Origin of the sequence: Enterobacter sp. 01-M-03-SI-ECC (assembly GCF_047530215.1) — a bacterium.
Taxonomy (GTDB): Bacteria; Pseudomonadota; Gammaproteobacteria; order Enterobacterales; family Enterobacteriaceae; genus Enterobacter; species Enterobacter chengduensis.
In genome coordinates this window covers 17,938-39,974 of record NZ_JBLKDA010000015.1, presented here as the reverse complement: position 1 = coordinate 39,974, position 22,037 = coordinate 17,938, and the positions used below count along the sequence as shown (strand labels likewise).

At 53.2% G+C, this 22,037-nt stretch carries 30 protein-coding genes and 2 pseudogenes; 16 read left to right on the top strand and 16 right to left on the bottom strand.

Annotated elements, in window-relative coordinates:
* Window positions 1–20: 20 nt before the first annotated feature.
* The 11 genes from ACMWKK_RS14660 to ACMWKK_RS14610 all read right to left on the bottom strand — a co-directional run bounded on the left by ACMWKK_RS14660 (window position 21) and on the right by ACMWKK_RS14610 (window position 8,169).
* On the bottom strand, window positions 21–1,085 hold the full coding sequence (locus ACMWKK_RS14660) for a PDDEXK nuclease domain-containing protein (protein WP_041106932.1): 1,065 nt from the start codon (window positions 1,083–1,085) through the stop codon (window positions 21–23).
* The gene (locus ACMWKK_RS14655; protein WP_039492445.1) at window positions 1,082–2,284 is read right to left on the bottom strand and encodes a tyrosine-type recombinase/integrase; all 1,203 of its coding nucleotides are present in this window, start codon (window positions 2,282–2,284) and stop codon (window positions 1,082–1,084) included. Before ACMWKK_RS14655 ends, ACMWKK_RS14660 begins: the two co-directional genes overlap by 4 nt.
* 643 nt (window positions 2,285–2,927) lie before the next feature.
* Entirely contained in the window at window positions 2,928–3,707 is a 780-nt protein-coding gene (locus ACMWKK_RS14650; protein WP_406542834.1) for a hypothetical protein, read from the bottom strand.
* Window positions 3,708–3,858: 151 nt separating this feature from the next.
* Complete coding sequence (locus tag ACMWKK_RS14645) at window positions 3,859–4,437, bottom strand: DUF1133 family protein (RefSeq protein WP_077064557.1); 579 nt, start codon at window positions 4,435–4,437, stop codon at window positions 3,859–3,861.
* 13 nt (window positions 4,438–4,450) lie between these two features.
* Window positions 4,451–5,440, bottom strand: coding sequence for a DUF968 domain-containing protein (locus ACMWKK_RS14640; RefSeq protein ID WP_406542833.1), 990 nt, complete (start codon window positions 5,438–5,440; stop codon window positions 4,451–4,453).
* On the bottom strand, window positions 5,437–5,826 hold the full coding sequence (locus ACMWKK_RS14635) for a RusA family crossover junction endodeoxyribonuclease (protein WP_047174705.1): 390 nt from the start codon (window positions 5,824–5,826) through the stop codon (window positions 5,437–5,439). The genes ACMWKK_RS14640 and ACMWKK_RS14635 overlap by 4 nt, the downstream gene beginning before the upstream one ends.
* A complete protein-coding gene (locus ACMWKK_RS14630; RefSeq protein ID WP_406542832.1) occupies window positions 5,823–6,143 on the bottom strand; it encodes a LexA family transcriptional regulator in 321 nt (106 codons plus the stop codon). The genes ACMWKK_RS14635 and ACMWKK_RS14630 overlap by 4 nt, the downstream gene beginning before the upstream one ends.
* Window positions 6,140–7,066 carry a conserved phage C-terminal domain-containing protein gene (locus tag ACMWKK_RS14625; RefSeq protein WP_406542831.1) on the bottom strand — a complete coding sequence of 309 codons (927 nt, stop codon included), beginning with the start codon at window positions 7,064–7,066 and terminating at the stop codon, window positions 6,140–6,142. The genes ACMWKK_RS14630 and ACMWKK_RS14625 overlap by 4 nt, the downstream gene beginning before the upstream one ends.
* Window positions 7,023–7,235, bottom strand: coding sequence for a DUF4222 domain-containing protein (locus tag ACMWKK_RS14620; protein ID WP_071994430.1), 213 nt, complete (start codon window positions 7,233–7,235; stop codon window positions 7,023–7,025). Before ACMWKK_RS14620 ends, ACMWKK_RS14625 begins: the two co-directional genes overlap by 44 nt.
* A 240-nt stretch (window positions 7,236–7,475) precedes the next feature.
* Window positions 7,476–7,946, bottom strand: a complete 471-nt coding sequence (locus tag ACMWKK_RS14615; protein WP_049015358.1) for a YmfL family putative regulatory protein — start codon at window positions 7,944–7,946, stop codon at window positions 7,476–7,478.
* A gap of 25 nt (window positions 7,947–7,971) precedes the next feature.
* Window positions 7,972–8,169 (bottom strand): Cro/CI family transcriptional regulator, encoded by a 198-nt coding sequence (locus ACMWKK_RS14610; RefSeq protein WP_016530206.1) that lies wholly within the window; start codon window positions 8,167–8,169, stop codon window positions 7,972–7,974.
* Between the two features lie 92 nt (window positions 8,170–8,261).
* Between ACMWKK_RS14610 and ACMWKK_RS14605 the strand changes: the two genes are divergently transcribed.
* From ACMWKK_RS14605 to ACMWKK_RS14550, 12 genes and pseudogenes are all read left to right on the top strand, one after another.
* Window positions 8,262–8,921: a LexA family protein gene (locus tag ACMWKK_RS14605; protein WP_406542830.1), complete on the top strand. Its 660-nt coding sequence runs from the start codon at window positions 8,262–8,264 to the stop codon at window positions 8,919–8,921.
* 835 nt (window positions 8,922–9,756) lie between these two features.
* Window positions 9,757–10,389 (top strand): hypothetical protein, encoded by a 633-nt coding sequence (locus ACMWKK_RS14600; RefSeq protein ID WP_406542829.1) that lies wholly within the window; start codon window positions 9,757–9,759, stop codon window positions 10,387–10,389.
* Complete coding sequence (locus ACMWKK_RS14595; RefSeq protein WP_406542828.1) at window positions 10,389–11,423, top strand: chromosome partitioning protein ParB; 1,035 nt, start codon at window positions 10,389–10,391, stop codon at window positions 11,421–11,423. The genes ACMWKK_RS14600 and ACMWKK_RS14595 overlap by 1 nt, the downstream gene beginning before the upstream one ends.
* On the top strand, window positions 11,410–11,922 hold the full coding sequence (locus ACMWKK_RS14590) for a hypothetical protein (protein WP_406542827.1): 513 nt from the start codon (window positions 11,410–11,412) through the stop codon (window positions 11,920–11,922). Before ACMWKK_RS14595 ends, ACMWKK_RS14590 begins: the two co-directional genes overlap by 14 nt.
* A 23-nt stretch (window positions 11,923–11,945) precedes the next feature.
* Window positions 11,946–12,320: pseudogene (locus ACMWKK_RS14585) on the top strand (ead/Ea22-like family protein); the annotation flags it as partial.
* Between the two features lie 206 nt (window positions 12,321–12,526).
* A pseudogene (locus tag ACMWKK_RS14580) lies at window positions 12,527–12,730 on the top strand (hypothetical protein); the annotation flags it as partial.
* Window positions 12,731–12,742: 12 nt separating this feature from the next.
* On the top strand, window positions 12,743–13,198 hold the full coding sequence (locus tag ACMWKK_RS14575) for a Lar family restriction alleviation protein (RefSeq protein WP_406542849.1): 456 nt from the start codon (window positions 12,743–12,745) through the stop codon (window positions 13,196–13,198).
* A complete protein-coding gene (locus ACMWKK_RS14570) occupies window positions 13,195–13,584 on the top strand; it encodes a hypothetical protein (protein ID WP_032636972.1) in 390 nt (129 codons plus the stop codon). The genes ACMWKK_RS14575 and ACMWKK_RS14570 overlap by 4 nt, the downstream gene beginning before the upstream one ends.
* A 2-nt stretch (window positions 13,585–13,586) precedes the next feature.
* Window positions 13,587–13,856, top strand: coding sequence for a hypothetical protein (locus ACMWKK_RS14565; RefSeq protein ID WP_406542826.1), 270 nt, complete (start codon window positions 13,587–13,589; stop codon window positions 13,854–13,856).
* Between the two features lie 32 nt (window positions 13,857–13,888).
* Window positions 13,889–14,152 (top strand): excisionase, encoded by a 264-nt coding sequence (locus tag ACMWKK_RS14560; protein WP_406542825.1) that lies wholly within the window; start codon window positions 13,889–13,891, stop codon window positions 14,150–14,152.
* Window positions 14,127–15,269, top strand: a complete 1,143-nt coding sequence (locus ACMWKK_RS14555; protein ID WP_406542824.1) for a phage integrase Arm DNA-binding domain-containing protein — start codon at window positions 14,127–14,129, stop codon at window positions 15,267–15,269. The genes ACMWKK_RS14560 and ACMWKK_RS14555 overlap by 26 nt, the downstream gene beginning before the upstream one ends.
* Window positions 15,270–15,532: 263 nt before the next feature.
* Window positions 15,533–16,033, top strand: a complete 501-nt coding sequence (locus ACMWKK_RS14550; RefSeq protein WP_045327012.1) for a YbaK/prolyl-tRNA synthetase associated domain-containing protein — start codon at window positions 15,533–15,535, stop codon at window positions 16,031–16,033.
* Window positions 16,034–16,054: 21 nt separating this feature from the next.
* Here ACMWKK_RS14550 and yoaI read toward each other — a convergent pair whose 3' ends face one another.
* Window positions 16,055–16,159 carry a small membrane protein YoaI gene (yoaI, locus tag ACMWKK_RS14545; RefSeq protein ID WP_088475353.1) on the bottom strand — a complete coding sequence of 35 codons (105 nt, stop codon included), beginning with the start codon at window positions 16,157–16,159 and terminating at the stop codon, window positions 16,055–16,057.
* 144 nt (window positions 16,160–16,303) lie between these two features.
* Between yoaI and ACMWKK_RS14540 the strand changes: the two genes are divergently transcribed.
* Window positions 16,304–16,750: a DUF441 domain-containing protein gene (locus tag ACMWKK_RS14540; RefSeq protein ID WP_024908579.1), complete on the top strand. Its 447-nt coding sequence runs from the start codon at window positions 16,304–16,306 to the stop codon at window positions 16,748–16,750.
* On the opposite strand, the gene ACMWKK_RS14535 is transcribed toward ACMWKK_RS14540, so the two are convergent.
* Window positions 16,734–17,525, bottom strand: coding sequence for an AraC family transcriptional regulator (locus ACMWKK_RS14535; RefSeq protein ID WP_112780765.1), 792 nt, complete (start codon window positions 17,523–17,525; stop codon window positions 16,734–16,736). The two genes, ACMWKK_RS14540 and ACMWKK_RS14535, sit on opposite strands and share 17 nt — an antisense overlap.
* Window positions 17,526–17,624: 99 nt before the next feature.
* Here ACMWKK_RS14535 and ACMWKK_RS14530 point away from each other — a divergent pair, with 99 nt between their 5' ends.
* Entirely contained in the window at window positions 17,625–18,812 is a 1,188-nt protein-coding gene (locus ACMWKK_RS14530) for a CynX/NimT family MFS transporter (RefSeq protein ID WP_112780766.1), read from the top strand.
* Window positions 18,813–18,860: 48 nt separating this feature from the next.
* Here ACMWKK_RS14530 and ACMWKK_RS14525 read toward each other — a convergent pair whose 3' ends face one another.
* On the bottom strand, window positions 18,861–19,571 hold the full coding sequence (locus tag ACMWKK_RS14525) for a CTP synthase (RefSeq protein WP_112780767.1): 711 nt from the start codon (window positions 19,569–19,571) through the stop codon (window positions 18,861–18,863).
* Window positions 19,572–19,672: 101 nt separating this feature from the next.
* On the opposite strand from ACMWKK_RS14525, the gene ACMWKK_RS14520 reads away from it, so the two are divergent.
* Window positions 19,673–20,017 carry a DUF488 domain-containing protein gene (locus tag ACMWKK_RS14520; protein WP_045327008.1) on the top strand — a complete coding sequence of 115 codons (345 nt, stop codon included), beginning with the start codon at window positions 19,673–19,675 and terminating at the stop codon, window positions 20,015–20,017.
* On the opposite strand, the gene ACMWKK_RS14515 is transcribed toward ACMWKK_RS14520, so the two are convergent.
* Window positions 20,018–20,323, bottom strand: a complete 306-nt coding sequence (locus ACMWKK_RS14515; RefSeq protein WP_045327007.1) for a periplasmic protein — start codon at window positions 20,321–20,323, stop codon at window positions 20,018–20,020.
* 80 nt (window positions 20,324–20,403) lie between these two features.
* Window positions 20,404–20,658, bottom strand: coding sequence for a DUF333 domain-containing protein (locus ACMWKK_RS14510; RefSeq protein WP_045327006.1), 255 nt, complete (start codon window positions 20,656–20,658; stop codon window positions 20,404–20,406).
* Between the two features lie 310 nt (window positions 20,659–20,968).
* Between ACMWKK_RS14510 and ACMWKK_RS14505 the strand changes: the two genes are divergently transcribed.
* Window positions 20,969–21,997: a sensor domain-containing diguanylate cyclase gene (locus tag ACMWKK_RS14505; protein ID WP_045327128.1), complete on the top strand. Its 1,029-nt coding sequence runs from the start codon at window positions 20,969–20,971 to the stop codon at window positions 21,995–21,997.
* Window positions 21,998–22,037 lie beyond the last annotated feature (40 nt).

Here is a 22,037-nt window from a genome sequence, read left to right as displayed (position 1 = left end):
CCCGACTGCTTGGGACAGGACTACTCGTTGTCGGTCTTGCGCTGCTCGATCTGCAACTGCGCCCGCTGCGTTGCCTGTTGCAGCCGCTCCACCAGCACGCCCCTCGGCGGCAAGGCGGTCAGATACTCGGCAACGTGGATACCCGACTTGTCCAGCTCCAGCAATTCGATCTGCTCGCGCTTCTTGCCGGTGCAAAGGATGATCCCGAGCGGCGAGGCTTCCTCCGGCTCCCGTTCGTGCTTGTCGAGCCACCGAAGGTAAAGCTCCATCTGCCCTTTGTAGGCCGCCTTGAAGTCACCTACCTTCAACTCCATCGCCACCAGCCGCCGCAGCTTGCGGTTGTAAAACAGCAGGTCAAGGTGGAAATCATCGTCGTCAATCGGGATGCGCTTCTGTCGGGCCACGAAGCTGAAACCCGCGCCCAGCTCCAGCAGGAAGGATTCCATTTCGCGGATGATCGCCGCCTCCAAGTCGCCTTCCTGCCATGTGTCCCGCAGTCCCAGGAAGTCGAGGATGTATGGGTCGCGCATGACCAGGGCGGGCGACATGCGCTGCGCATCGCGCATCGTCGCCAGTTCCTGCGCGATCGTCTCGCCCGGCTTCTGGGACAGCGCCGTGCGCTCGTACAGCATCGAGTCGATGCGCTCGCGCAGCGTCCGCACGCTCCAGCGTTCGGCGCTCGCCATCTGCGCGTAGTAGTCCCGCTGGAGTGGGTCTTTCAGCGGGATCAGGGCGATGAAGTGCGTCCAGCTCAATTCTCGTATCAGTGATACGAGAATCTGCTCGTCGGGGAAGGTGGCCGCGAACTGCACCATACGGCGCAGATTCTGCTCGGCAAAGCTGCTGCCGTACTCCTTCACCAACTGCGCCGCCAGGGTAGGCAGGACTTCCTTGCCATAAGCGCCCCGGCGCCCGTCCAAGACCTGCGTGTGGATGCGCTGGCCGATGTGCCAGTAGAGCATCGTCAGCTCGCTATTCACCGTCGAGGCGGCGTGCTTACGCGCCGCCTCGATCAGTGCCCGAATGTCGCCCAGCAGCGCCGACGGCGCTACGGGCGATGCCACAGATGACCGGCGCCTGGTCATGCTGTCGCCTCCGCAGGAGGCTGCTTGGCGCCGGTAATCGCCTTGCGCCGGTTTGCCACCAGTTCAGCCGCCTCGCGCACCGGATCGTCCTCGGTGTGGACATAGCGCATGAACATCACGACGGTCTTGTGCGCCGTCAGCGCCATGCCGACCTTGACCGGGATACCTGAATTGGCAATGTCGGTCGCAGAGCGATGGCGGATGCCATGCGTCCCCACGTGCGTCGCGCCCGCCGCCTTGAGCGCGCGGCACCAGCCGCCGTAATATTCGCCTGTGGTCAGGTGCTGCGCCGGATGGCGTGGCGACGGCAGCACATAGGGATTACCTTCCTGTCTCGGTGCCGTCGAAAGCAGCCGGTAGGCTTCCTCGCTCATGGGCTTGGACATGCCTCCGGTCTTGCTGTCGGGCCAGACGACGCGCCGATTCTCCAGATCGACCCATTCCCATTCGAGCGTGACGATTTCGGAGCGGCGGGCGGCGAACTCGAATTGCAGGCGAATCGCCAGAGGGATGACGTAGTTCTCAAGCCCTTCGACCTCGATCTTGTCGAGCTGCCGGAACAGCTTGCCCATGTCGTCGTCGCTGATGAGATGGGTGGACTTGCCGGCAGGGAACATCGGGACATGGCGGCAAGGATTGGTGCCGTCTGGCCGATAGCCCCACACCTCCGCCATGTTGAACATCTTGCGCAGGATGCTGAACGCCTTGTTCGCCTCGGTCTGCTTGTATGAAAGCTTCTCCATCAGCCCGGCAACGTCCGGCCGCTTCACGTCGTGAACCTTCTTGCGGCCCAGCAGCGGGATGATGCAGCGGTCGATGACGCCTTGATAGCCGACTCGGGTGCTGGGCTTGTTGCGCTTCTTGGAGTAGTCCTCCATGAACTTCTTGCATAACTCCTCAACGGTGGGTGCCTGGCGTGCCTCGGCCTTGTCCGCTGCCGGATCGCCGCCCCGGCGCACCTGGGCCAGCCATTCCTGCGCCAGCGAGCGGGCCTGTTCAACGGTCAGCTCGCCGAACAGGCCCAGGGCCGGCTTGCGTCGCTCGCCGGCGTTCGTTCGGTACTGGAGCATGAACACCTTGCGACCGACCGGCGTAATCTTGCACAGGAAGCCGGGAACAAGGGTGTCGCGCAGCTCGATGGCTTGCGCTTGGGGTTGTGCCGCATCTACTGCGGACTTGGTGAGCTTGATCTTAGCCATGATGACTCCTCGGAAAGACCCGATTCCCAGGAGCCTCGTAGGAGCCAGTAGAAGGGAAGCCGGGTCAAGTTTCAGAAAGCACCGGCATATGTTGAACTCGCCTAAGTCATTGATAAACCTGCTGTATATGGCCGTGGCGTAGTCCAGCAAAGTGCGGTACTGGAGTCATCCTGAAATAAAAAAAGCCCGCTTTTTATAGCGGGCTAATGAGTTGACTATTTGTAAGGTAGGTGTGAGTAGGACCTATGCTCAGAAGTGAAGCTGTATCGGCTGATTCACTATTGGCTAAGGAGAACCGAAGAGCACTCAGTTACTTCCCACAACTCAAAGCGTAGCAGCAGTTTGCAAAACCATAAAAAAAAGCCTGCGGTTTATGGCAGGCTCTCAAGGAGTTTGAATATCTTATTGTTGTTGTCATGGTGCCGGGTGCCTCCCGGTGACTCTACCCCAGTCAGCAAAGACGCGCGCATACCTGCAGATAGCAGTTGACTGGAACGCCCTCTCGCTTAGAAAGGATTCACCACAAGAATAAGTTACGGCAAATTCATTCACATAGTCAATGAATCATCGCCGAGAGTCATTTCGGAACGAGGGGAAACAAAAGGCCGCCCGTAGGCAGCCTCGCAGATTCTATCTATGAATGTTATCTTGGGAGGTGATGTCTGGAGCCAACCCATTCAAAAGCATCAAACACATTTTGCATTATTGATTGCACTTTTAATAACGAATCGAGAGAAACATCGACTACTCCATAGTACCCATTTGCCATAGTGCAGCCATATTTTGAACCATGTAGATTATCCAAAATCAAATCCCCCTGAGAACCAACGATAAAATCGGCATTAACTGGTTTTAATTTTAGGGGTTGTGGTACCTTTTGAGCGTCAAGGCCACGAGCTCTATCTTCCATATGATGGGAAGTGTTTCTCACACCTGTTAAATCAGGGAAGTCACTCTTCAGTTGTAAATGAAGTTCCGCTATTCGCTGTGGTGCTCCATCTGAATTGGCAAGAACCTTCAGAAACTTATCAATATTATCTAGTGCATAAAGAAAGCTTCTTGCATGTAAGAACTTTATTCGATGTTGATGGCTTTTAGGAAGTTCACCATTTTTCCACTTTTCTGTTTTGAAACGCCGATCAACTTCGAACCGTATTTTGTCATAGTTTGCATGTGTCTGATCGCCCAACTCTTTGCAAACTTGGTGGTGTATTATCTTACGTTCTTCTAATTCCTGGCGATATTGCTCAGATGTAATTTTGGATGGGCCATTTGAAAACTCTAAAAGAAAAAAATTTAATGCAATATTGGCATCACAGAACGCCGATTCGAGGTGCCATAACAAATTTTCAAGTTTTGCTGCTAAGTCCCTGTCTTGACAACCAAGACAATCTCCAGGCTGGATTAGCTCAAGAATGTACATTCGCTCGCTCCTGAGTATTTTTACCAAGCGATTGTAGTACTTGTTGGCGAAAGCATTCAATCAACGCGCTCACAAAAAAACCCGCACTGCTGGCGGGTTTATATTTTCCTTTGTTGCTCAGTACGCTTTACCGTCCCGAGCCTACCACAATTTAAGCACTTTCTTGCTCACCCTGCAACTTAAATCTGTCGGTATTTGTGCCAAACGCGTCACAAAGTGGAGCGTACAGGATCGATTCTGCCAAACTTACCCACGTGTCTATGCGGCGGCGGCATGTGATCAAGGTCCAGTCAGGGTGTTTTGCATTGAGCTCGTTCGCCATCTGTAGCTTGCTCTTGCGTAGCCGGTGACGGTCAACGATGACACCATAGAGGGATCGGTAGTCGTCATTCATGAGGACTGAAGCAATAACACCATCCACCTTCAGCCCTTCTTCATCAGAGCAGAACGCCAGTCCACTTTTGTTTTTGCTGTCGAGGATTTCGCGCAGGTACGCTTCCAGCTCAGGTTTAGTGATGCCGGATTTCTTCATACGGCGCAGCGCATCGTTGATTGCGGTCTTGGTGATTTTTCCGGATGCAAGCAACTGGTTGAACATGTTCCCACCTGAGCCCCCACCGATGTACGACCAGCGGCCCCACATGCGGAGCTTTCCCTGTACCCAGATGCTTTCGAGAGTGCGAAGGCGAACCATCTCGCCGGATTTGCCAACTTCTGAAGGATTGATCATGTTGCGTCTCCACTTACGCCAGTACGCCGATTTCCAGCGCACGATCTAAAAACCGAAACAACAGCACCAACTGGTCGCCGTGCTTCGCTTCAAATGCCACAGGATCAGCGTGCAACTCATCGTGATGCGCTCTGCACAGCGGTATCACAAACAGGTCATGCGCTTTGGTACCCATTCCACCCTGCCCGTGGCCTATCAGGTGGTGGGGGTCGTCTGCCGGGTTATTGCAGCAACTGCACTTCTGCGACTTAACCCAGCGGGTGTACTTATCGTTCTCCCAGCGGCGGCGCTTTGGCCTCAGCATGAAAGATTCCGGTGATTCAGGATCGACCTTCACCGAGACTATCTTCTTAACTTTCTCCTGGAGGATTTCAGTCGCCGGTAATGACGGAACAATCTCACTTTCCCGCATCACTGAGCTATGCGATTCAGGCTTAATCCTGAGGGCTTTATTGGCCACTGATTCAGGAATAAGGTCGGCCAGATCGTTACGTACCATCCACCAGCAGAACTCTGGCAGAGTCAGGGTATGGTCTGCATTAAAGCCCAGCATAATATTCACCCTTTCGAGCAGCCATTTTACCAGGTTCTGCATGGCAATTCCCGCCAGTCTTTCAGTGGTTTGTTCACGCAACTGGTTATCACAGCCCCAGCAAAGGCGAATGCTTCCAGGGGCGTGACGCATCACCGTAAAGTCCTTTGAGTGCCATTCATTGTGGGACCACTGACATTCGAATTTTCTTTCCAGCCAGGCATCAAGACTGCTAAGCCCACCAGCACGCAGAATAACCCGATCGTTCAGGAAAAGTTCCTGCATGCTGACATCATCTGTCAGTGGCTGGTAAGCTTCAGGAATCAGACCAGATGGCAGATGCTGGATAGCTTCAGATGGCGTTTCAATAACCACCCGGCCGCGACGAAACAACCACAGCAACTCATTTCCTGGCCGAAACAGCACCACTCCGGACATTGGCGCAACTTCAGGTGTCAGTATGGCTCTCACCCTATTACTCCTACCGCTGGTTGATGTTTAGTGATCGCTATTTCAACCCTGCCACCCGGAACTTTAGGGCCCCACTCCACCAGCATTCGCTGCACCTGACTGTCATCCTCCCAGATGCCAGCGTGAGTAAGTGCGTCAAACAGAGCCTTGTTGTAATTGTCGATATCGCGGCGGCGTGCATCTGGCGGAAAGAGAAGTATCTCCACCGCAGCTGGTGACGATGATGGTTTTGGAAGGCAACGCAGCTGCTCAATGATCGCTGCGCATGCCGCACTCTGATATGCCCTGCCTTTCTCACTGATAAGATGGCGGCCTTTTAACGGCCCCTTGTTCGGGGCTCGCCAGTAGGTGTTTACGCTAGGAGGGAACGGGAGCACCAGTTTCATAAAGTCACTCCCTGCTTTTTCAGCCATTCCACCGCGTTATCTCTGGCCATGTCTCCACCGGAAAGCAGGCCTTTGATGATCGCTACCGGATCAGCATCCAATTCCGTTTTGACGACGGTAATGCCCCTGGCAGCGCCAGGAGCAATAGAGAGGTAACCTTTTTTCTTTAGCGCCTTCACATGCTCAGCAGCAGCGTTCGGTGATGCACAGCCAATTAATTCAGCAAGCTCCAGAATAGTCGGCGGGAAACCGGTTCGGTCCTTGTAAAGCACGATGGCATCAAGAACATCACTCTGACGCGGCGTTAATTTCATCATGAATTTGCTCCTCTGAAACCTGCCGGGACTTTGCTGTAGTCAGTGTTCTGGAAGCTGGAGCGGAAAACGCCATCTTCTCGTGCCCACTCTCCGTTAATACGAGGTGGACGCCCTGCTTTGGCCCAGCTGTTGGCTGACTTCAGATAGCCAGGAAACTTTGTTGGCTGGAAAAGAGTCTGGGGGCGAAGGTAGGCAGACATCGTCAGGTCTTCGCTCCACTTGGCGTTGCAGTAGTCCACCACCAGCGATAACTCTTCAACGGTATAACCTTCCCCGATTCGGGCACGAATGTTTTGCAACGAGGTGGTCGAAACCTGATAGCGCGAGTTAGTCACCTGGTTCAGATGGGTTAAAACCTGTTTAGCCTGATCGGTGATAAGCACATCACGGTCTGGTTGCGAGGCAACCGGACAAATAGGTTTTTTAATATCTGTAGTATTCTCTGTTGTATTCTCTGTAAGAACATCAGTGCATTTTGACCTGATGAGAGCGGTTCGTTTTGACCCGTTGGAGCGTTTCACTTTGACCTCTTCCATCGGTTCATTTTGACCTGATGGAAGAGTGCATTTTGAACTCTTCGATTTGGTCACTTTGACCTCATCTAAAAGCTCGCTTTCGTAGTTGATCGTGTAGTAGTTCGTCATGTCGCGCTGAGACTTGTTCAGCTGCTCAACTTTGAGAACTCCGAGGTTCTTCAGGCGAGTGAATGTGCGCTTCAGCGTAGACTCTGACCAGAACGGGAACTGCTCCAGCCACTGCTCAGTGGTGTTGTAAATCCAGCGCACGCCGTCACGCTCCAGTCCGGAGGTGGTTTCTTTAAGCCAGTAGTTAACCTGCTGCAACGCAATGGCCTCGTTGAGGCCAATGCTGTACGCAAGATCAGGGTTTATCACTATTGGCCGGGATGGCATCAACAGGCTCATGGTCGTCCTTTAACTCTGTAAATTTACGCTGGAATTGCTCAAGAGGGCTGAAGCACTCATGATCGTACCCTTCGCGAAGGTATATAACGCGTCGAGTCTGTGGCTCCCATCTGATGACATGGACCGGGACGCCGTAGTGGTCTTTGAATCGCCGGTTAACTTCAGCCATTCCTCACGCCCCTTCTCGTTCATCTGAGCAAATGCCTCTACCATCGCGTTCTCAGGCTGGTAGTTGTTCACGCCAGCCTGGTCGTTTAATCTCTCCACATAGCCGAACGGGGAATCTTTTCCCACAAGTGGAAGGCATCTGAATTGCTTCGCTGGTCTCAATCGGTTTAAACTGTTCATGCGTTAGTTTCTCCACTGAATACGACACGCCAAGACGCCCGGAGCTGCACACTCGCGGGCGTCACTTTTTTTGGCTTTGCTTACGGCTAAACAGCGCGACAATCGCGCGGATTTCTTCTTCACGCGCAGCAAGATGACGCCGGTGATACTCGTTAATTTCTTCCGCTTCATGGGGTTCTATCACTCCGTCTTCCAGTGCTTTCTGAATAACGGTATCGACGCGTCCGCGAGCAGCTGATGTACGCATAGCACGATCAAACAAGTCGACACGGTCCAGGTCTTCCAGATGAGGAACATCCACCAGCAATGCGCCGCGACGACGTGCAAAGTAATCTGCCAGGAGAGACGTGTTTGAAATGTCCTCCATCGCCTCCAGCTCATTCACTTCGAAGAAGCGACAGCCATTCTTCTCGTACAGGTTGTTGTTGAACTGCGTTACTGACATGCCAAGAGCACCGGCCATTGCCTCACGGCCACCGGGATACGCTTTGCACATCGCTTTCACTACTTCTTTCAGGCTTGGCTCTACCATGTTGTTTTTCCTTTTGTAGTTACTTTCAAGCAGCTGAATCTGTAGCCTTTTGGTAAAGGCTGGCATCGTACTTAAGCTTTCCTTTCGTAATTCGCTCGATGACAAAAGCTTGCTTTTGAGGGATAACTTCACCCCATCGGCAAACTGCCGGGTGGGAAATCCCAAGAACACTCGCGGTTTTTGATACGCCGCCGAAGTGTTCAATAACTTCTGATTTACGCATGGTTCCTCCTGGTTAACTCACGCCTTAAAGGTAACAAAAGGTACATCAAATAGCAAACAACAGTTACAAGGAATCAATGTAACATTGGTTACATGAAAACAGAGATGAAAGACCGTATAAGATCCCGTCGAGTACAGCTCGACATAACACAGCAGACCCTGGCTAAACGCTTAGGAGTAAGCCGTGTTTCCGTAACTAAATGGGAGAGTGGTACGACCAAACCTGATGGTGAAAACCTCCACCAGTTGGCAATGGCGTTGCAGACAACTCCAGAATGGATTCTTTACGGTCATGGTGAGGAAACGCAGGACGATACCAAAGTTATTCCGTTTCTCAAGCCCCCAACTGCAGTTCCTATTATCTCCGCCGTTCAGGCCGGTATGTGGACTGATACTTATGCATGCTCAAGGCTTTCTGATGTGATTTCATGGACGCAAACCACTGCAAACGTTTCTGATGAAGTTTTCGGATTGGTAGTTCGTGGGGAGTCTATGACCAACCCTCACGGTCTGCCATCCATACCTGAAGGGTCGATCGTCATTGTTGAACCTCATTATGGCCAACTTGATGACCTTTACGGAAAAATTGTAGTAGCAATACTTGACGGTTCAGCTGAGGCGACTGTTAAAAAGCTGGTATGGGATAGTCCATTCTCATACTTGATGCCACTTAACCCTGCATTCAAACCTATCCCGATAGACGGTAACTGCCGAATTGTTGGGAAAGTGGTTCAGATAACTCAGAACATCTAAGTTCTTCATTTCAAATGCCAGATATCCTTCTGGCTTTTTTTTCACCCCTCACGGTAACAAAAAGTACATTCGTCACTTGACCACAAAGGTAACTAAAGGTACATTTAAATCACACCATGGGTACTGAAAGTTACCTGCGCCGGTGTGGTAGTTAGCAATACGGTATATGGCACATGTGCCGCAGCGGTCTGGGGATTCCTTAGACAGTATCCCGATCCAGCGGGTAGCCGGAATGTGCAAGCCAGGCAAGTACGACAGCCAGAGACGCTTCACCAGCGTGGCGATCAGGTGACAGCCCAGACGATATCTGAGTGGCTTAAAAAACAGATGGGAGCCGGTGGAATCCCGGCACATAACATGAAAGCGCATTCCTCTTTCACTGATGGGGATCGGTTTGTTAACTGGCGGAGTGCGCTTCCAGTTGTGGTGAATAAAGCCTGGTAAGCATAGCTTTGCCGAACCGGAGAGCGGCTCCGGCATCACAACCACATCACGTTAGGACCGTGGTAAACCCGTAGTAGCTGTACCAGATGCTGTGTGTAGTCTTGGCGGTCGGCAGTTGTGAATGTCCTTAATGTCGACCGCCCCTTTTACACAACTGAAAGCGCGTTCAGCCGGTTCCTTGAGAGGCCTCAGTCGTTAAATCAACCTCAGGAGAACGCGCTCCCAATTGTGGAGAAGCTAACTGGCGGTGGCAGCCGCCCGTTTCACTAAGTGCCCTGGTTGGGTGCTTACTAAAACGAAACCCATTTATTTTTTGTCGCCACCTGGCGAGGGATTCGTGCAACCAAAATTTAGCGCTGTGCAGAGCGCTTATAACACGGAGAAACTATCCATGACGAACACACAGAACGTCACCGAGTTACAACCACGCATGACCAGAGAGACGCTTGTTGCTCTCGCTCGGAAAGCTGCGGTTTACCTCCCTACCGCTTCGGCCCAGATAATGAATGAGTTGGCAAACCGTCTGGACCAAACCAGCGTTGCACTTTGTGAGGCAATGGAACAGCGCCGCAATCTTGCCGCTGAAAATCTTGCTCTACGCACACCTGAAAACTGGCTTAAACATTCTGACACTGGCAATGCCGCAGTCGCTATCGCTGATGGTAACGGCGAAACAGAAGAGGCTGCGCTACTCGCAGGAATGAAAGCGATCATAGCTTGTATTGAGTCACCGGCAACAGAAGTTGTGTTGAATGAGGTTCGCTCGACGGCCATTCCTGATGGATGGAGGTTGGTTCCTGAACAAATGTATCTTGATGAAGAAGATATCGAATCGATCTGCTCCCAGTGCGGTGATGGCGGTAAAAACTATGGCGATTTCACATCCGGCATTCTTTGGGTTGGTGAAGTCAACCTCGACGATGGTTGGAAATATGGACTTCATATTTCCTCTGCTGATTATCCAGAAGAAGGTGCAGTAACAATTCACGAGTTTAAAGACATTATCGGTAAGGGCTCAAACTGATGGCTAACTCATTCAAGCAAATGACCAAGGCCGGTGTAATTAAGCGCACCGATACGGGGATGTTTATCGCTCTTTCCGATATCCACGTTCGTGAAGGTTTCAACAAGCGTGAAGATGATGAACGCACCCGCCAGGCTGATGATGACCTGTTCAACTACCTGATGAGCGGCGGATCAGTTCCACCGCTGGAAGTTATCGCTCGTGATGAAGGTGGAGTGTGGGTTGTTGAAGGTCACCGCCGTCGCCGCTGCTACGCACGCTGCGCTGAAGCTGGCAAGCCAGTAGACCGAATCCATATCATGCCGTTCAACGGTAACGATGTGCAGCGCCTGGCGCGCATCATGACCAGCAACAATCAACTCCCGCTCTCCGATATGGAACAGGCAGCTGTTATTCAGGAGCTACATAACGCCTTCAACCAGACCACCAGCGAGATAGCAAAGCTGGTTAATAAGTCTTTGGCCACCGTAGAGAAGTTATTACTCCTCAGCACAGCAAACCATGATGTGCAGCGGGAAGTTAAATCCGGTGCCGTATCTGTTGACGTTGCTGTGGACCGCGTTCGCGAGTATGGCGAACAGGCGGGTGAGGTTCTCCAGCATGACAAAGCAGTCGCTGCTGCCCAAGGGAAATCGAAAGTTACCCGCAGTTCTATCGCCCCAGAACCAAGCATCAAGAACGCGCGCCGTTTCGTTGAGCTTATGGCTCAGGCTGCAATCAGTGATGAAGGTGTTTTCACTCTTGAAGGTGTGGCGCTAGCTGAAGCGCTGGCAATTATCGACGAGCACAAAGCCATTGCTGAAGCGCGTGAAACGTATCGCTTGTCTCAGCCAGTCCCGACCACTGAAATTCGCGGACGAACTCTGTATGTGATGCTCGATGGTAAAGACATTGGTCGGGCCTCACTGTACCGCGGAAAAACAGTTTGGCTGGACATGGGTGACAAAACCATTGCCGCCAGCCAGTCAAAGGCTGTGGCCCACTTCGTTAAGCAACACAAACTGAAGCAGGAAAATAATCATGACAGCCAATAAACCAATGACCGGCGAACAACTGGATGAACTGATGACTATTGCAGTCAATATGCAGCGCGATAGTGAGAAATCGGGTGACCGTCCCACCGCTATGTTCGCCTATGCTGTTCAGGTTGCCGTTATGGAACTGCGTAAGGTTCGTGATGATGCTGCTGCGCTGGCAGCGGAGAATGCGGGACTGAAGTCAGTTGACGTGTGGATGAACGCTGATGAAGTTGGCGGCTCTGCCGCTGATAAGGCAATTGAGAATGGCGCCACTCCAGAGGAAGCTACGCGAGCAGGTGTGCAAGCTGTTATTGACTCATTCAAAACCCCTACAACTAACACTTTCCTGGCTGAAGTGCGGGCGCAGGCGAGAAATGAGCTGGTTGATGAGCTAGAAGCTCGGTTCACCGAATTATCCCAGACCAGCACAACACCAGAGTTGCGAATTGGTGCTGCTGGCGCCGCTGGTTTTGTCTCTACTTTTCGCACACGGACAGAAGGGGTCACCCGATGAGCAACATCGACAAACGTGCGACAGAGCTGCTGATTGAAAACGGTGTACTTGTTGCCGACACGCTGAGGCATTTGGCTGATAACGAAATTGACTCAGACTACTTTGCTATTTGCCACTCCAACGAAAACGGCACTGAGGTTGAATGCGAGCTGGCAATCACGGATTACGCGCGCCAAGCAGCCGGAACCGTAGATGAGTTGGTCAAGGCGCTGGAAGCCGCAGAGAAGCGGATTGCTGAGCTTGAGGCGCGGAAGGTGACATTACCCGAGCGCTACGAAGTTGAAATGTGTCCAACGCCTTCCCCGGATGGGGATTGGTATTCACGCGAGGATGTGTTGGCGGCGCTAGCAACTGCTGGCCTAAAGGTCGCCGCAGCCGGTAAAGGAGAGGCATCATGAAAACGTTCACTATCGGCTGGCTCAACAAATGCCGTTGCGGAAATAAATCACACACAGTCAAAACAGCTCGTGGAAACGAAAGTGGCTTGTGGGATGACGATGCCGTTAAGTGCAACTCCTGCGGTCGTGGGGGTGTGATTCAAGTCTGTGAGGGTCAGGCGCGCGTTTTATGGGAAACCGATGAAGAGATGGCTGAAGGAAAGCCCATGAGCACTATTACCAAAGAGCAGGCGCAGAAAATCATTGATGCAGCCGATGCGGTTATTACCACGCTGGCCGGAACTAACGAGGATGTTCACCCTGAGAGCGACAACATGCTCCATCTGTGGGATGCCCTGAATGACCGTTACGCGCCGCCGGAAGTTGTGCGTGAGCTGGCGCGTATCGCGCTGGCATCGCTCGAAGCGGAGGCTGTGGCATGGATGGTTAAAGATGCTGATACAGGCGAAAAAATCATTCGCTCTGACAGGTCGTGTTTTGAAGGTTCTTGTCAGCCGTTATACACCGCCCCGCCAGCGCCGGTATCTGTGCCTGATGAAAACGGCCTTCTTCCATGCCCATGCTGCGGCGGCCGTGCTGAGTTTGATTATGATGACGATAACCTCAACTGGATATCTTGCAACGCTTGTGGAATATCAACCGACACCGCATATCACACAGACGAGGACGCAAGAGATAAGTTGCGTGAGATATGGAATCGCCGCGCCGCTATGCTTCATGGTGCCGATGGCAACTCTCCGGTGATTCCGGATGGTTGGGTGCTGGTGCCAGAAGAACCCACCCATGAAATGCTTGAGGCTGGTGATGAACAATTCGGAACTTACGATGTGTATCGCCGGATGATAGCAGCATCACCGCAGCAGGAGGTGAAGTCGTGATAAAGGGCAAACTCATTAGCAGTCAGCGCTATCTTGATAAAGCAAAAGTTGTCGACCGTGCATTGAGATTTAAACGCTTCATCGTTTCTGTGTACCCAATAGTTCTGCGTGGTAAGCAATACACCATTTTAATGGATGGCCACCATAACTATGCGGCGGCAAAGTTAGCCGGGGTAGAGCCTGACTATCGTCCGATTGGTAAAAAAGTCATGAAAATAATTGGTGGGCTTAGTGAGGCTGAACGACAGGGTTTATTTATTAACAATGTAACTGACAGCAATTATTACTTTGTCGAAACCGGCGAGGTTGTGCAGGAACTGCTTCTGCCAGACACTTCAGTTAAGTTTCAAGCCCATGCTGGTAACCAATGGATATTAGGTAAATAACCATGGCCAGCAAACTCAAACAGCGGCGCTTGCGCCGCCTTAAAGCGGATGTAGCTTGGTGGCGAGAGGAGGCAGAGGATTGTCGCTACCGTCTACTGGAGTTGGCCGGTGAAATCGACAGACTCAAAAAGCTGGTTATCCACGTGCCGATGCCGGTTCTCATGCCGAAGGAAATGGTCCACCAGCTCTATTACACCGAAACAAAAAGATGTCGTAACTGCAATGATGGGCTCCGTGGTGGTTGTTCATCATGCATTTTCTATAAGAGATAGCCGGGTGCAGCCGGTAAAGTGGAGATCAACGTATGGGGCAGTTAGTAACACTACAAGAGTGGGCGTCGGGTCCTAATGGGTTCAAATATCCATTAAGCAACTCAGCACTAAACAAAATAGCCAAGACCAAGCAAACTTTTCCACCAGCTTTAAAGCAAGGTCGCCGCTGGGTTATTGATGAGGACGCTCGTTTTATTGGCATGGTAGGCAATGTTGATATTTCATCATCGTTATCAGACAAGGCTCGCCAGTTAGTGGAGAAAGCAATAAATGGCAGCTCGCCCCAGAAAGCATAACGTTAAAATACCCAACCTTTATTGCAAGTTGGATAAACGTACATCAAAAATTTACTGGCAATATCGCCATCCTGTCACTGGAACGTTTATAGGTTTCGGAACCGATGAAGAGGCAGCAAAGGCCGCTGCAACTGAGCTGAATCGGATAACCTCTGAGCAGGAAACTCGTCAATCTTTCGCACTGATTGATATGGCTATGAAGATTACCGAAAAGAAAGAACAAGGAATTCGTGTTGCAGATTGGATTAAAAGGTACGTAGATATTCAGATGGAAAGGATGCGTGACGGAGAAATAAAAAAACCAACCGTAAAATCTAGGAGGTTGTGTGCTCAAGTTCTGGCTGACAGAGCTCCTAACGTTCGCCTAAAAGATGTTGACACGAAGTTAATCGCAAAAATTATTGATGAATATAAGTCTGAAGGTAAACATCGAATGGGTCAGCTGATTAGGAGCGTACTTAACGACGTATTTAAAGAGGCTCAACATGCTGGGGAGGTTGAACCCGGCTACAATCCTGCTTTAGCAGTTAAAAATCCGATAGCAAAGGTCAAGCGAAGCAGGCTCAGTATCGAACAATGGAAGCTAATCTATGAAAGCGCGGGAACATTGCCACCATGCGCTCAGAATTCCATGCTATTGGCTTTGGTGACGGGTCAACGTATTGGTGACATAGTGGCGATGAAGTTTAGTGATATATGGGATAATCATCTTCATATAACTCAAAGTAAAACAGGAATGAAGTTAGCTATTCCTTTAAATTTACGGTGTGATGCTATTGGCATGACGCTTGCAGAAGTAGTAAGTAAGTGTCGAGACCGAGTTGTGAGTCCATACCTGATACACCATGTGAAACATCATGCTTACGGTAAAGCTGGTTCTCACGTTCCTGAAAAAACAATATCTAAGTATTTCAAAGAAGCGAGAGATAAAGCAAATATTGACTGGCCAAAGGATTGTATTGCCCTGCCCCCATTTCATGAGCAGCGTTCACTTTCATCTAGAACCTATAAAGCACAGGGCATTGATGTCAAAACTTTGCTTGGTCATAAAACTGAAGCGATGAGCACAATGTATGGAGATGATCGTGGTCTGGAATGGAACAAACTTGTGATTTAGCGAGATGGATAACTTTTAGAAAGTGCCAAATGATAAGCTGGAGTTATATGAGTTTTGGGGATATGTTTTGGGGATGATTTGGGGAAGAAAAATTAACCTTATAAAACAATAAAATAAAAATCATCGAATTGTTCCACAAGCAGTCTGCGACCAGCAACGCCTAACCCCACAGCCAGCGAACCCGCTGGCTGTTTTCTTTCGACCCCGTTCATCCCGTGCTAATGTAGGCAAACGCGTACTGAATTATCACCGGGAAAATCGTTATGACTGACGACGTTATTGGAACAGACACTCACCAGCAGCTGATTGCCTTACTCACCGAGCAGGGCGCGCGCTTTCGCGTTATGGAGCACGAGGCGGTGGGGAAATGTGAAGCGGTAAGTGAAATTCGCGGAACCGACCTGCGCCAGGGTGCCAAAGCGCTGGTGTGCAAGGTGAAGGGAAACGGCGTAAAAAAACACGTTCTGGCGATCCTCGCCGCCGATCTGCAGGCTGACCTGAGCCAGCTGGCCAGCCATTTTGGCGGACTAAAGGCTTCCCTCGCCAGCCCGGCCGAAGTGGATGCCCTGACCGCCTGCGTTTTCGGCGCTATCCCGCCCTTTAGCTTCCATCCTGATTTGGCGCTGGTTGCCGACCCGCTGCTGTTCGAGCGCTTCGACGAGATCGCATTTAACGCGGGCCTGCTGGAGAAATCCGTGATTATGGATACCCAGGATTACCTGCGCATCGCCCGTCCTGAGCTGGTGACCTTCCACAAAGCGTAACCGGACTGGCTGGCTACCCTGTCAGCCGTTCCTTTCCAGGAACAGCACGGAGGCGACGAGAATAGCGGCAATAGCGAAAAACGATGAGGAGATAATCAGCGTTTCCACAAACATGTGATCGTTCATGATAGCGACCCTTTTGCGATATCTGCTTTCGTTTTAATCCGCGTAAATGACAAGGTTATGACAACGATAAAATCTTTTTGAAACTGTTCTCTGCCGCGTTTGCGCGTAGAGTAAACAGGTTCATTATTCTGGCAAGGATTCCCTATGTTTGACCCTACTCTGCTTATTCTTCTGGCACTCGCCGCGCTTGGCTTTGTCAGCCATAACACCACCGTCGCCATCTCGATTCTGGTGCTGATTATTGTGCGCGTGACCCCGCTTAACACCTTTTTCCCGTGGATAGAAAAACAAGGCCTCACCATCGGGATCATCATCTTAACCATTGGGGTAATGGCGCCCATCGCCAGCGGCACGCTTCCTGCCTCAACGCTGCTGCACTCGTTTGTAAACTGGAAATCGCTGGTGGCGATTGCGGTGGGGATTTTTGTCTCGTGGCTCGGCGGGCGCGGCGTCACCCTGATGAGCAGTCAGCCCTCGCTGGTGGCGGGTCTGCTGGTGGGCACCGTGCTGGGCGTGGCGCTCTTTCGCGGGGTGCCGGTGGGCCCGCTGATTGCGGCAGGCCTTGTCTCGCTGTTTATTGGGAAGTCGTAGTCAGGCTGGCCATATATCGCGCGGGCGTCTGACCCAGCCCCTTCTTAAACATGGTAATAAACGCGGTGGTCGAGTCATAGCCCAGCGACTGGGCCACCTGCTGTACCGATTTCCCGCCGATCAAATGCTGAAGGGCCACAATAAGCTGTAGCTGATGGCGCCAGCGGCGAAAGCTTAAACCGGTCTCTTTCACCACCAGCCGCGCCAGGTTGCGTTCGCTCATGGCAAAGTGGCTTGCCCACTGCGCCAGCGTCTGCCAGGCGGCGGGATCTTCCGCCATCTTCTCGCTCATCAGCCGGATTTTGGGATGGGGTGAGACGGGCAGCTGCAGATGCTCCTGACGCTGGCGCGGCAGCTCGTCAAACAGGACGTCCACCAGGCGCGATGTGGCCGCAAGAGAGAGCTCCTCACGCGTTTTTTCCGCCAGGGATAAAATCAGCTCCCGCACGAGAGGCGAGATTTTCAGGGTGCAGCAGCGGTCGGGCAGGCCTGTCGCCCCGGGTTCGATGAACAAAAAGCAGAGCTGCGCGCCCGGCGTGGCCCGGTTGCTGTGCGGCATTTGGCCGGGGATCCAGACGGCATACTGGGGCGGCACCATCAGCATGGCATTTTCCACTTCGCAGGTGATCGCGCCGCCGAGGGCCAGAATCAGCTGCCCCTTACGGTGCTGATGTCGGGGAATATACTGTTCTTCCGCCACCACGCGGATGCGAAACGCGGCAGCCGCGTCGTGCTGGCTATCAGGATCGTAGCCGTCCAGTCCCAGGCCAATCATCAGTTTGTCCGATATGAGCGATAAACTGTCATTTTAGCCTGATTTCAACCGCCGGGAAACTCGGTATTGTGTGCGCTCGCTTGAACGTATGAGAACATAATGACTACTGCTATTCGCACCTCAGGAAAACACGGCGCGCTGTTGATTGCAGGCATCCTGATGATTGCCACCACGCTTCGCGTCACCTTTACCGGAGCAGCCCCGCTGCTTGATACTATTCGTCTTGATTATGGCTTAAGCACGGCGCAAACCGGCCTGCTGACCACCCTGCCCCTGCTGGCTTTCGCCCTCGTCTCGCCGCTCGCGGCAGGCGTTGCACGGCGTATCGGCATGGAGCGCAGCCTGCTTATCGCCCTGCTGCTGATTTGCATCGGGATCGCCGTTCGCTCCCTGCCCTCCGCCGCATTGCTTTTTATCGGAACGGCGATCGTCGGCTGCGGTATTGCCTTCGGGAACGTGCTGTTGCCCGGTTTAATCAAACGCGACTTTCCGGGCCAGGTGGCGAAGCTCACCGGTGCCTATTCCCTGACCATGGGCATCTCGGCGGCGTTTGGCTCGGCGATGATTGTTCCCCTGGCACAGGGGGAAGCGGGCTGGCATGGCGCGCTGCTGATGCTGATGGCGTTTCCGCTGGCCGCGCTGCTGCTCTGGCTGCCGCAGGGGCGACAAAAGCACGTTGCGACGGTAACGGGCGCTGGCGCGCTGCATAACCGCGCGATCTGGCGCTCTGCCCTCGCCTGGCAGGTGACGCTCTTTTTGGGGATTAACTCGCTGATTTACTACGTCATCATCGGCTGGCTGCCGGCGATACTGCTGAGCCACGGCTACAGCGAAGCGCAGGCCGGCTCGGTGCACGGGCTGTTGCAGCTGGCCACGGCCGTGCCGGGGTTGGCCGTGCCGCTGATCCTCCACCGTCTGAAAGATCAGCGCGTCATTGCCGGAGCGGTGGCGCTGATGTGCGCAGTCAGCGCGGCGGGGCTATGGTTTATACCTGACATGGCGGTGATGTGGACGCTGGTGTTTGGCTTCGGCACAGGAGCCACGATGATCCTCGGCCTGACGTTCATCGGGCTGCGCGCCAGCTCGGCGCACCAGGCTGCGGCGCTCTCCGGCATGGCGCAGTCGATCGGTTATCTGCTCGCCGCCTGCGGCCCGCCGCTGATGGGGAAAATTCACGACAGCGCCGGAGACTGGCGGATCCCGCTGCTGGGCTGCGCCCTGGCCGCCGTGATAATGGCTATTTGCGGCATGCTGGCCGGGCGAGACCGGGAGATTGCGCCGCGCTAAATGCAGGCCGGGTAAGCGCAGTGCCACCCGGCAAAAAAAGCGATGACGTTATGAATCGCGCGCCGCGCGCAGCATCGCCTGGACCAGCACCACCGGGCGCCCTTCCAGCGCCGCGCGCTCGTGCTGGAATAAGGTGATGACGAAGAACGGGTGCGTAACCAGCTCCGCGGCGCGAATTTCCCCCTGGTCGTCCCAGCCCGTCACATGCATATCGCCTGTCTCCAGCGCCTGGGCAAATTCCGGCGACACGCCATAGTTGCAGTGATACCCCTCTTCAATTTCCGGCTTGCCGTACGCTTTCGCAATCAGCGTATTTTTGCGCAGCTCAACCGCATCGGTTTTTTCCACCAGCGAGCAGGTCAGCGGCGCAATCACCATAGTGCCTTCGGTATCCGTTTCGGCGTGTGCCGCATCAGCCCAGCCCAGCACATTGCGGGCATACTCAATCAGCGCGTGCTGGAACCCGCCGCAGGTACCAAGAAACGGAATGCTGTTTTCACGGGCGTAGCGCGCGGCGATAAAGGCCGCCTCGGTGTTTTTATAGGGGCTGGCAGGAACCAGCCAGATGGCATCGTAGCCCACCAGATCTTCGGGGCTTGTCAGCTCCGTGGTGGCAAGCCAGTCGTAATCGGCGGTGAGGTCAAGGACGGCGGCGGCGTCGTCAATCGCCAACGGGATCGCCTGATGCGCAGTAACAGCGGGATTGTAATCGCCAACCAGGGCAATGCGCAGCGTCGTTTTAACCGGGAGGTGTTCCATGAAAGGTTCCTTATGCCAGAGTATTATCAGATAACATAAGGAACCTCAGACTACCGATCTTTTGCAATTATCACAATACCTTAAATTGGGAGGGTGGAGTCATGATTCAGTGCAAGCGTGTATACGAGCAGGCAGGCCCGGACGACGGCTATCGGGTACTGGTGGACAGGCTGTGGCCGCGCGGGGTGAAGAAAACGGACCTCGCGTATGATGAATGGTGTAAAGCGCTCACCCCCTCGAATGACTTACGCAAGGCCTTTCATAGCGAAACGATTGATTTCGCCGCCTTCAGTAAGGCCTACCGGGAAGCGCTGGCGCAGCATGCTGATGAGGGAAAGCGACTGGCGACGCTGGCAAAAGGGCAGACCGTCACCCTGCTCTTTGCTGCCAAAAACACGGAGCAAAACCACGCTCTGGTCTTAGCCGACTGGCTGCGCCACCTGTAATCAGCCGATGGTCATCTCATCCCGGATTTGCGGCGCTTCATCCGGGGTGAGCGGCATGAGGTGTTCGGCGCGGACAAACGCAAAGCCGTGCTGGTTGTCAAAAGCGTGAACATCACCCGTCACCAGCCAGAGCGCGCGGTCGGCGGTGGCCGGTAACTGCGTCATCACGCCGTTGACCGGGTTAACGAAACGCTGGCCAGGCTGGCACAGGCCAAACAGCTCAACGGATTTACCAATATTGCGACGACCAGACGCCGTGCGGGCACCCACGATTACTGCCATGCTGCCCGGTTTTAGCTGAAACATACTTCTCTCGCGGTAACGAACGCCAGAAACTGGCTAAGATTAATCCTAAAGAGAAGTGTATCGCAGGCGCTATGCGTCTGTCACCTGGTGGGTTGCGGATGATCCCGACGATAGAGCGTCCATTCATCGATCGTTTCGCCGCCCGGTAATTTGCACTCCGTGCGTACGCCCTGCGGGCTTTGAACCGGGACCTGTTCCCCGCCTTTCTCCAGACAGTACACGGAAGCCGGGTTCGCCATACCGATCGCGTGTGGCGGTTTCGGCGCATCGGGTGGCGTACTCTTTGCGGTGCAGGCCGCCAGAGGAAGCGCCAGCGCTAAAAGCAGAAATCTCATCTTATTGATCCTTGTGACATCGTTACAGTCTAAGGGTAACGGGTCATCGCCGCGTTCTCCATGATTTCTCCATTTTAACTGCACTTTTCAGCACTATAGTGTGGCGTGTACTCGATATGACCAGAGAACATCATTCCGTAATCAAGATGTCTTTGCCCCGCTCTCAACAACGGGGCTTTTTTTTCTCTGCTGCTGCCCTCTCCCTGCATATATTAAATTTTCTGTATTCATGTTTTACTATGCCTGAAGCCTAAAAACTCAGCATAACATGCAGATGCAGACGTCTTCTGCCTGGGAGTCATTCTACGTCATGTCGGATATTATCCTCGCTCGCGTTTCAGAAACCCTTGCCACCGAGCAAACCCTTGAAAGCCTCGTTCGCCAGCTGCTGGAGATGCTGGAAATTGTCACCGACATGGAGTCGACCTACCTGACGAAGGTGGATATCGAAGCGCGGCTGCAGCACATCCTCTACGCCCGCAACAGCAAGCAGATGACAATTCCTGAGGGACTCAGCGTCCCGTGGGATGAGACGCTGTGCAAGCGCGCGCTGGACAGTGACACCCTGTTCAGCAATGACGTCCCCGAACGCTGGCCCGAGTGTGAAGCCGCAAAAGCGCTTGGCATTACCACCTACATGAGTATTCCTGTCCATCTTGCGGATGGTTCACTCTACGGAACGCTCTGCGCCACCAGCACGGCCAAAAAGCCCCTTAGCGAGCGCGGTGAACAGGTGCTGAAGCTCTTCGCCGGGCTGATTGCCCAGTCCATCCAGAAAGAGTCGCTGGTGACCCAGCTTCGCGAAGCCAACGCGGCCCTCATCGCGCACTCCTACACGGATGCTCTGACCGGTTTACCCAACCGTCGCGCCATCTTTGAGGATCTGACCACCCTCTTTTCACTGGCACGGCACCTTAAGCGAAATGCCATCATCGCGTTTATCGATCTGGATGACTTCAAGCTGATTAACGATCGCTACGGTCACGAGGCTGGCGACCAGTTTTTGATTGAAGTGGGCAAGCGTTTGACGGAAGAGAAACAGCAGGACGATATTATTGGCCGGCTGGGCGGTGATGAGTTTCTCGTCGCGTCGCTGAGCCACGCCCGTCAGGACGGGGATAATGCGCAGATTACGCTGCTCAAAACGCGCCTCAGCGCCTGCATTGCTGGCGAATACTGGCTGGGCAGCGTTCATATCATTTATCCTGGAGCCAGCCTTGGCGTTATTGAAGTGGATCCTGCCAAAACCGATCCTGACAGCGCGTTACGCGCCGCGGATGTGGCGATGTATCAGGTTAAGAAAGGAAAAAGCAAAACACGCTTTCTCACTATGGATTAACCCCGTACACTCTACGGCGTTATTGGAACCGAAACAGGTG

Bases quoted from the DNA above. Each gene is read 5' to 3' on its own strand.
- ACMWKK_RS14595 (WP_406542828.1), top strand. From the start codon at position 10,389: ATGGCTAACTCATTCAAGCAAATGACCAAGGCCGGTGTAATTAAGCGC.
- ACMWKK_RS14565 (WP_406542826.1), top strand. From the start codon at position 13,587: ATGGCCAGCAAACTCAAACAGCGGCGCTTGCGCCGCCTTAAAGCGGAT.
- ACMWKK_RS14560 (WP_406542825.1), top strand. From the start codon at position 13,889: ATGGGGCAGTTAGTAACACTACAAGAGTGGGCGTCGGGTCCTAATGGG.
- ACMWKK_RS14615 (WP_049015358.1), bottom strand. From the start codon at position 7,946: ATGGTAGAGCCAAGCCTGAAAGAAGTAGTGAAAGCGATGTGCAAAGCG.
- ACMWKK_RS14605 (WP_406542830.1), top strand. From the start codon at position 8,262: ATGAAAACAGAGATGAAAGACCGTATAAGATCCCGTCGAGTACAGCTC.
- ACMWKK_RS14645 (WP_077064557.1), bottom strand. From the start codon at position 4,437: ATGATCAATCCTTCAGAAGTTGGCAAATCCGGCGAGATGGTTCGCCTT.
- ACMWKK_RS14575 (WP_406542849.1), top strand. From the start codon at position 12,743: ATGGTTAAAGATGCTGATACAGGCGAAAAAATCATTCGCTCTGACAGG.
- ACMWKK_RS14600 (WP_406542829.1), top strand. From the start codon at position 9,757: ATGACGAACACACAGAACGTCACCGAGTTACAACCACGCATGACCAGA.
- ACMWKK_RS14515 (WP_045327007.1), bottom strand. From the start codon at position 20,323: ATGTTTCAGCTAAAACCGGGCAGCATGGCAGTAATCGTGGGTGCCCGC.
- ACMWKK_RS14550 (WP_045327012.1), top strand. From the start codon at position 15,533: ATGACTGACGACGTTATTGGAACAGACACTCACCAGCAGCTGATTGCC.
- ACMWKK_RS14650 (WP_406542834.1), bottom strand. From the start codon at position 3,707: ATGTACATTCTTGAGCTAATCCAGCCTGGAGATTGTCTTGGTTGTCAA.
- ACMWKK_RS14540 (WP_024908579.1), top strand. From the start codon at position 16,304: ATGTTTGACCCTACTCTGCTTATTCTTCTGGCACTCGCCGCGCTTGGC.
- ACMWKK_RS14535 (WP_112780765.1), bottom strand. From the start codon at position 17,525: ATGATTGGCCTGGGACTGGACGGCTACGATCCTGATAGCCAGCACGAC.
- ACMWKK_RS14530 (WP_112780766.1), top strand. From the start codon at position 17,625: ATGACTACTGCTATTCGCACCTCAGGAAAACACGGCGCGCTGTTGATT.
- ACMWKK_RS14610 (WP_016530206.1), bottom strand. From the start codon at position 8,169: ATGCGTAAATCAGAAGTTATTGAACACTTCGGCGGCGTATCAAAAACC.
- ACMWKK_RS14520 (WP_045327008.1), top strand. From the start codon at position 19,673: ATGATTCAGTGCAAGCGTGTATACGAGCAGGCAGGCCCGGACGACGGC.
- ACMWKK_RS14620 (WP_071994430.1), bottom strand. From the start codon at position 7,235: ATGGCTGAAGTTAACCGGCGATTCAAAGACCACTACGGCGTCCCGGTC.
- ACMWKK_RS14630 (WP_406542832.1), bottom strand. From the start codon at position 6,143: ATGATGAAATTAACGCCGCGTCAGAGTGATGTTCTTGATGCCATCGTG.
- ACMWKK_RS14555 (WP_406542824.1), top strand. From the start codon at position 14,127: ATGGCAGCTCGCCCCAGAAAGCATAACGTTAAAATACCCAACCTTTAT.
- ACMWKK_RS14525 (WP_112780767.1), bottom strand. From the start codon at position 19,571: ATGGAACACCTCCCGGTTAAAACGACGCTGCGCATTGCCCTGGTTGGC.
- ACMWKK_RS14655 (WP_039492445.1), bottom strand. From the start codon at position 2,284: ATGGCTAAGATCAAGCTCACCAAGTCCGCAGTAGATGCGGCACAACCC.
- ACMWKK_RS14590 (WP_406542827.1), top strand. From the start codon at position 11,410: ATGACAGCCAATAAACCAATGACCGGCGAACAACTGGATGAACTGATG.
- yoaI (WP_088475353.1), bottom strand. From the start codon at position 16,159: ATGAACGATCACATGTTTGTGGAAACGCTGATTATCTCCTCATCGTTT.
- ACMWKK_RS14510 (WP_045327006.1), bottom strand. From the start codon at position 20,658: ATGAGATTTCTGCTTTTAGCGCTGGCGCTTCCTCTGGCGGCCTGCACC.
- ACMWKK_RS14660 (WP_041106932.1), bottom strand. From the start codon at position 1,085: ATGACCAGGCGCCGGTCATCTGTGGCATCGCCCGTAGCGCCGTCGGCG.
- ACMWKK_RS14625 (WP_406542831.1), bottom strand. From the start codon at position 7,066: ATGAGCCTGTTGATGCCATCCCGGCCAATAGTGATAAACCCTGATCTT.
- ACMWKK_RS14635 (WP_047174705.1), bottom strand. From the start codon at position 5,826: ATGAAACTGGTGCTCCCGTTCCCTCCTAGCGTAAACACCTACTGGCGA.
- ACMWKK_RS14505 (WP_045327128.1), top strand. From the start codon at position 20,969: ATGTCGGATATTATCCTCGCTCGCGTTTCAGAAACCCTTGCCACCGAG.